This window comes from Pseudomonas sp. RGM2987, from assembly GCF_022952855.1.
GTDB lineage: Bacteria > Pseudomonadota > Gammaproteobacteria > Pseudomonadales > Pseudomonadaceae > Aquipseudomonas.
Genome location: NZ_JALJDX010000072.1, coordinates 1 through 6,855 on the forward strand (window position 1 = coordinate 1; position 6,855 = coordinate 6,855).

6 protein-coding genes are annotated in these 6,855 nt (G+C 61.4%); all 6 read left to right on the top strand.

Annotated elements, in window-relative coordinates; genetic code table 11:
- Positions 1–137 precede the first annotated feature (137 nt).
- The 6 genes from RGM2987_RS00805 to araH all read left to right on the top strand — a co-directional run bounded on the left by RGM2987_RS00805 (position 138) and on the right by araH (position 6,579).
- Complete coding sequence (locus RGM2987_RS00805; protein WP_245138215.1) at positions 138–884, top strand: FadR/GntR family transcriptional regulator; 747 nt, start codon at positions 138–140, stop codon at positions 882–884.
- Complete coding sequence (locus tag RGM2987_RS00810) at positions 881–1,756, top strand: SMP-30/gluconolactonase/LRE family protein (protein ID WP_245138216.1); 876 nt, start codon at positions 881–883, stop codon at positions 1,754–1,756. The genes RGM2987_RS00805 and RGM2987_RS00810 overlap by 4 nt, the downstream gene beginning before the upstream one ends.
- 236 nt (positions 1,757–1,992) lie before the next feature.
- Positions 1,993–2,811: an SDR family oxidoreductase gene (locus tag RGM2987_RS00815; RefSeq protein ID WP_245138217.1), complete on the top strand. Its 819-nt coding sequence runs from the start codon at positions 1,993–1,995 to the stop codon at positions 2,809–2,811.
- 175 nt (positions 2,812–2,986) lie between these two features.
- Positions 2,987–3,991 (top strand): substrate-binding domain-containing protein, encoded by a 1,005-nt coding sequence (locus RGM2987_RS00820; RefSeq protein WP_245138218.1) that lies wholly within the window; start codon positions 2,987–2,989, stop codon positions 3,989–3,991.
- Positions 3,992–4,056: 65 nt separating this feature from the next.
- On the top strand, positions 4,057–5,601 hold the full coding sequence (araG, locus tag RGM2987_RS00825) for an L-arabinose ABC transporter ATP-binding protein AraG (protein WP_245138219.1): 1,545 nt from the start codon (positions 4,057–4,059) through the stop codon (positions 5,599–5,601).
- Positions 5,602–5,610: 9 nt separating this feature from the next.
- Positions 5,611–6,579 (top strand): L-arabinose ABC transporter permease AraH, encoded by a 969-nt coding sequence (gene araH, locus RGM2987_RS00830; RefSeq protein WP_245138220.1) that lies wholly within the window; start codon positions 5,611–5,613, stop codon positions 6,577–6,579.
- The last annotated feature ends 276 nt before the right edge of the window (positions 6,580–6,855 follow it).

Below are 6,855 nucleotides of genomic sequence, written 5' to 3' on the forward strand. Positions count from 1 at the left end.
GATCAGCAAACATTGATTTGACTGACCGCCTTCGCGAGCAAGCCCGCTCCCACATTTGTTTTGTGCAAGATTCGGATTGACACCCAATCATATGATGATTAGCGTGGGCCACCATAAGAACAGCCCACGGGGTTTCCATGTCCAGCAGTTTTCACGCATCGACTGTCGATTGGCTGGGTGGCTGGATAGCCGCCGGCCAGGTCAAGCCTGGGCAGGCCATCAAGGTTGAAGCGGACCTGGGTGAGCAACTGGGCGTCAGTCGCACGGTGATTCGCGAGGCCATCAAGACCCTGGTGGCCAAGGGCATGCTGGAAGTCGGGCCGAAAGTCGGCACCCGGGTCCTGCCGGTGCGGCGCTGGAACCTGTTCGACCCGCAAGTGGTGGGGTGGCTGTCACGCAGTGGCCTGCCGGAAAACTTCGTCGACGACTTGTTGGACCTGCGCCGCACCATCGAGCCGATGGCGGTGCGCTGGGCTTGCGAACGGGCCACCAGCGAGCAGGTGCAGGCGATCCGCCTGGCCTACCATGCGCTGGAGAGGGCAGTGGACAGCGGCGCCGATTACAACCGCGCCGATCAGTTCTTCCACGAGTGCATCCTCGCCGCGAGCCATAATCAATTCATCGAACAAATGGTCCCGGCCTTGGGCGCGCTGCTGGCGGTGTCGTTTGAGGTGTCGGCAGCCGACCCGGATGAACTGCGCCGCACCTTGCCCATCCATAAGGATATCGCCGAAGCCATCGCCGGCCGCGATGCGGCGCGGGGTGTCTGGGCCTGCATGACGCTGATCGATAACGCCGACCTGGCGATCAAACGTTTTTACCCCAATGTCATGGCCAGTCGAACCGACACCGCCAGGCACACCGGGAATGGGAGATTTCAATGAAGTGGACGGCTGTGACGGAGCACCGGGCGAAACTGGGGGAGGGCCCGTTCTGGGATGAACCGACCCAGGCGCTGTACTGGGTCGATATCGCCGGCAAGCAGGCGCTGCGGCTGATCGGCGCCAATGTGCAGATCTGGCAGATGCCCGAGCATGTGTCGGCCTTTATACCCACGCAAAGTGGCGATGCGTTGGTCACCTTGAGCAGCGGCGTCTATCGGCTGGACCTGGATTCTCCGGGCCTGGAGCCAGGGCTGACGCTGTTGTGCATGGCCGATCCCCAGCCCGGCAACCGCCCCAACGAAGCTCGCTGCGATGCCTTGGGCCAACTCTGGCTCGGCACCATGCAGAACAATATTGGTGAAAACGGTGAAGACCTGCCTATCGAGCAGCGCTCCGGCGGACTGTTTCGCGTCGGCGTTGATGGTCGGGTGATGCCGCTTCTGCGCGGATTGGGCATCCCGAACACCTTGTTGTGGAGCCCTGACGGCACCACGGTGTACTTCGGCGACAGCCTCGATGGCACGTTGTACCGGCACTTTATCTACCCCGAGGGCAACCTGGCGCCTGCCGAGGTCTGGTTCGGCCCGCATTCCCGTGGCGGGCCGGACGGCTCGGCGATGGATGCCCGGGGCTATATCTGGAACGCTCGTTGGGATGGCAGTTGCCTGCTGCGGCTGCACCCGGATGGGCATGTCGACCGGGTGATCGAACTACCGGTCAGTCGCCCCACCAGCTGCGTGTTCGGCGGGCCGGATCTCAAGACGTTGTACATCACCAGCGCGGCGAGCCCATTGGGTCATCCGCTGGACGGTGCGCTGCTGTCGATGCGGGTCGATGTGCCGGGCGTGGCGTGCACGCGGTTTGCTGGTTAAATCCCAGAATATGGGATGTAAATATATATATTGAGATTATCTGGCGGCCGGGTTTATAGTCGGCTCCATCAGCAATACGCACTCACACTAAAAAAACAAAACAGGTGAAGTGATGCAACGATCTTCCTCCGTACGCCCCGGCGGTGTACGTGAACCAGTGTTTTTTCAGCAAGCGTCGAGCCGGTCTTCCCTGGATGCCCGGCTTTTGTCGTGCCTGGGCGCGGGAGTCTCGGTCCATGGCTGAGCCACTGTCCCTGCCGCCAGTGCCGGAACCACCCAAGGGCGAGCGCCTGAAAAACAAGGTCGTGCTGCTGACCGGAGCCGCGCAAGGTATTGGCGAGGCGATTGTCGCGGCGTTCGCTTCGCAACAGGCGCGACTGGTGATCAGTGACATCCAGGCTGACAAAGTCGAGCAAGTGGCCGCCCACTGGCGCGAGCGTGGGGCGGACGTGCAGGCGCTGAAGGCCGATGTGTCGAAGCAACGAGACCTGGACGCCATGGCCCGGCGTGCCGTCGAGTTGCACGGGCGCATCGACGTGTTGGTCAACTGCGCCGGGGTCAACGTCTTCCGCGATCCGCTGCAAATGACCGAAGAAGACTGGCGCCGCTGCTTCGCCATCGACCTGGACGGCGCCTGGTACGGTTGCAAGGCGGTATTGCCGCAGATGATCGAGCAGGGCGCGGGCAGTATCATCAATATCGCGTCCACGCATTCGTCCCACATCATTCCCGGCTGTTTCCCCTACCCGGTAGCCAAGCATGGCTTGCTCGGCCTGACGCGCGCCTTGGGCATCGAATACGCAGCCAAAGGGGTTCGCGTCAACGCCATCGCACCGGGCTATATCGAGACCCAGCTGAACGTCGACTATTGGAACGGCTTTGCCGATCCCCATGCCGAACGCCAGAGAGCGCTGGACCTGCACCCGCCACGGCGAATCGGCCAGCCGATCGAAGTGGCAATGACGGCCGTGTTCCTGGCCAGTGATGAAGCACCGTTTATCAACGCCTCATGCATCACCATCGATGGTGGACGTTCGGTCATGTATCACGACTGAATATTCCTGGGTGGCAGTCGGAAACTTCGCCTGTCATCCAATCATCATACGATATGACTATTCAGGCCTATGCTGTGTAGCAACTTGATGTACCGCCCAGCCTGCGCAGGTCCACCGATGGTGGAGCAGACCCCTGGACGTTTTGGCTTTCAATAAAAAAAACAAGGAGTCAACTATGAAGCATCCTCGTGGGATCCGTTCCCTGTGTCGCGCCGCCCTGGCGGTAACCGCGGTCAGCCTGAGCTGCAACTTGCTGGCGGCTGAAGAAGTGAAAATCGGCTTCCTGGTCAAACAGGCCGAGGAGCCCTGGTTCCAGACCGAATGGGCGTTCGCCGAAAAGGCGGGCAAGGACAAGGGCTTCAAGGTGATCAAGATCGCCGTGCCCGATGGTGAGAAAACCCTCTCGGCCATCGACAGCCTCGCCGCCAACGGCGCCAAGGGCTTTGTGATCTGCCCGCCGGACGTGTCGCTCGGTCCGGCCATCATGGCCAAGGCCAAACTCAATGACTTGAAAGTCATCGCCGTCGACGACCGTTTCGTCGACGCCAGTGGCAAGTTCATGGAGGACGTCCCGTACCTGGGCATGGCCGCGTTCGAAGTGGGCCAGAAGCAGGGCGCCGCCATGGCCGCTGAAGCGAAAAAACGCGGTTGGGACTGGAAGGAAACCTACGCGGTGATCAACACCTTCAACGAGCTGGACACCGGCAAGAAGCGCACCGACGGTTCGGTCGATGCCCTGAAAAAAGCCGGCTTCCCGGAAGACCACATTCTCTACTCGGCGCTCAAGACCCTCGACGTACCGGGCAGCATGGATTCCACCAACTCTGCGTTGGTAAAACTGCCCAGCGGTGCGAAGAACCTGATCATCGGCGGCATGAACGACAACACTGTGCTGGGCGGCGTGCGCGCCACCGAAAGCGCTGGCTTCAAGGCGGCTAATGTGATCGGTATCGGCATCAACGGCACCGACGCCATCGGCGAGTTGAAGAAACCTGACAGCGGCTTCTTCGGTTCGATGCTGCCTAGTCCGCACATCGAAGGCTACAAGACTGCCGAGATGATGTACGAGTGGGTCACCACCGGTAAGGAGCCACCCAAGTACACCGCTATGGACGAGGTCACGCTGATCACCCGGGAAAACTTCAAGCAGGAACTGGAAAAGATCGGTCTGTGGAATTGACGGCTGATTGATTCAAAGCGGCCTTGGCAACAGGGCCGCTTGATCTCTGTAAGTTCGAGGTGGTTATGCAAGCGCAAACAGCGACACAGCAACACAGCATCGGCGGCAGCCTGCGGTTCAATGGGATCGGCAAGACCTTTCCCGGCGTGCAGGCGCTGGCCAATATCAGTTTCGTTGCGCATCCGGGGCAGGTCCATGCCCTGATGGGCGAGAACGGCGCGGGCAAGTCCACGTTGTTGAAGATCCTCGGCGGTGCCTACATCCCGAGCAGCGGCGAGCTGCAGATCGGCGAGCAGACGATGGCCTTCAAATCCACCGCCGACAGCATTGCCAGCGGTGTGGCGGTGATCCACCAGGAGCTGCACCTGGTGCCGGAAATGACCGTCGCCGAAAACCTGTTCCTTGGCCATTTGCCGGCGCGTTTCGGCCTGGTCAATCGCGGGCTGCTGCGCCAGCAGGCGTTGAAGCTGCTCAAAGGCCTGGCTGACGAGATCGACCCCCAGGAAAAAGTCGGGCGCCTGTCCCTCGGCCAGCGCCAACTGGTGGAAATCGCCAAGGCGCTGTCCCGTGGCGCTCATGTCATTGCCTTTGACGAGCCTACGAGTAGCCTTTCAGCGCGGGAAATCGACCGTCTGATGGCGATCATCGCCCGCCTGCGGGACGAGGGCAAAGTGGTGCTCTACGTCAGCCACCGCATGGAAGAGGTGTTCCGGATCTGCAACGCGGTGACGGTGTTCAAGGACGGCCGCTACGTGCGCACCTTCGAGAACATGAGCGAGCTGACCCACGACCAACTGGTGACCTGCATGGTCGGTCGCGACATCCAGGACATCTACGACTACCGTGCTCGTGAGCGCGGTGAAGTGGCGCTGCAAGTCGAGCACCTGCTCGGCCCGGGCCTGCGCGAGCCGGTGAGTTTCCAGGTGCACAAGGGGGAAATCCTTGGCTTGTTCGGGCTGGTGGGGGCCGGTCGGACCGAGCTGCTGCGCTTGCTCAGCGGCCTGGAGCGCCAGACGGAAGGGCGGCTGGTGCTGCACGGAAAAGAACTGAAGCTACGCTCACCCCGCGATGCCATCGGCGCCGGCGTGCTGCTCTGCCCGGAAGACCGTAAGAAAGAAGGCATCATGCCGCTGGCGAGTGTAGGCGAGAACATCAACATCAGTGCCCGCAGCAGCCACTCCACACTGGGTTGCCTGTTGCGCGGCGAGTGGGAGCGGGGCAACGCCGAGAAACAGATCAAGGCGCTGAAAGTGAAGACCCCGACGGCGGGGCAGAAAATCATGTACCTGTCCGGCGGCAACCAGCAGAAGGCGATCCTCGGTCGCTGGCTGTCGATGCCGATGAAGGTCCTGCTGCTGGACGAGCCGACCCGCGGCATCGACATCGGCGCCAAGGCCGAGATCTACCAGATTATCCACAACCTGGCGGCGGACGGCATCGCGGTGATCGTGGTGTCCAGCGACCTGATGGAAGTAATGGGCATTTCCGACCGAATCCTGGTGCTCTGCGAAGGGGCCATGCGCGGCGAGCTGCCGCGTGACCAGGCCAATGAATCCAACCTGCTGCAACTGGCGCTGCCACGCCAACGCGTTGCCGACGCGGCGAACTGAGAGGTAATCATGACCATTCAAAACAATGCACTGCCAACGGCACGCAAACCCCTGGATATGCGTCGTTTCCTCGACGAATGGGCCATGTTGCTGGCGGCCATCGGGGTCTTCGTGCTGTGCACGCTGATGATCGATAACTTCCTGTCGCCGCTGAATATGCGCGGCCTGGGCCTGGCGATTTCCACCACCGGCATTGCGGCTTGCACCATGTTGTATTGCCTGGCTTCCGGGCACTTCGACCTGTCGGTCGGCTCGGTGATCGCCTGCGCCGGCGTGGTCGCTGCGGTGGTGATGCGCGACACCAACAGCGTGTTCCTCGGCATCAGCGCGGCGCTGGTGATGGGGCTGATCGTCGGCCTGATCAACGGCATCGTCATCGCCAAGCTGCGGGTCAATGCGCTGATCACCACGCTGGCGACGATGCAGATCGTCCGCGGCCTGGCCTACATCTTTGCCAACGGCAAAGCGGTGGGTGTGTCCCAGGAGTCATTCTTCGTCTACGGCAACGGCCAGCTGTTCGGCGTGCCGGTGCCGATCCTGATCACCATCGTCTGCTTCCTGTTCTTCGGCTGGCTGCTGAACTACACCACCTACGGGCGCAACACCATGGCCATCGGTGGCAACCAGGAAGCGGCGCTGTTGGCCGGGGTGAACGTTGATCGCACCAAGATCATCATCTTCGCGGTGCACGGTGTGATCGGCGCCTTGGCCGGGGTGATCCTGGCTTCGCGCATGACCTCGGGCCAACCCATGATCGGCCAAGGGTTTGAACTGACCGTGATCTCGGCTTGCGTTTTGGGCGGGGTTTCGTTGAGTGGTGGCATCGGCATGATTCGTCACGTCATCGCCGGCGTGCTGATCCTGGCGATCATCGAAAACGCGATGAACCTGAAAAACATCGACACCTTCTACCAATACGTCATCCGCGGCTCGATTTTGCTGCTGGCGGTGGTGATCGACCGGTTGAAACAGCGCTGAGCCTGCACTGTGAATCAATGTGGGAGCGGGCTTGCTCGCGAAGACGGCGGGACATTCAGCATCGTCACCGCCTGACCCACCGCTTTCGCGAGCAAGCCCGCTCCCACAGGGTTCGGTGGTGAGCGCCTATTTTCGGGCACACCTCAAAACCTGTGGGAGCGAGCCTGCTCCGGGCGGCGATCCGACGATGGCGTCCTCGCTATCACCGCAATCCAAATCCGAATAACCCCGCCCGGCCTTGCTTCGATCGGTTCTACGCTTTCGCCTTTTGCCAGC

Bases quoted from the DNA above. Each gene is read 5' to 3' on its own strand.
- RGM2987_RS00805 (WP_245138215.1), top strand. From the start codon at position 138: ATGTCCAGCAGTTTTCACGCATCGACTGTCGATTGGCTGGGTGGCTGG.
- RGM2987_RS00810 (WP_245138216.1), top strand. From the start codon at position 881: ATGAAGTGGACGGCTGTGACGGAGCACCGGGCGAAACTGGGGGAGGGC.
- RGM2987_RS00815 (WP_245138217.1), top strand. From the start codon at position 1,993: ATGGCTGAGCCACTGTCCCTGCCGCCAGTGCCGGAACCACCCAAGGGC.
- RGM2987_RS00820 (WP_245138218.1), top strand. From the start codon at position 2,987: ATGAAGCATCCTCGTGGGATCCGTTCCCTGTGTCGCGCCGCCCTGGCG.
- araG (WP_245138219.1), top strand. From the start codon at position 4,057: ATGCAAGCGCAAACAGCGACACAGCAACACAGCATCGGCGGCAGCCTG.
- araH (WP_245138220.1), top strand. From the start codon at position 5,611: ATGACCATTCAAAACAATGCACTGCCAACGGCACGCAAACCCCTGGAT.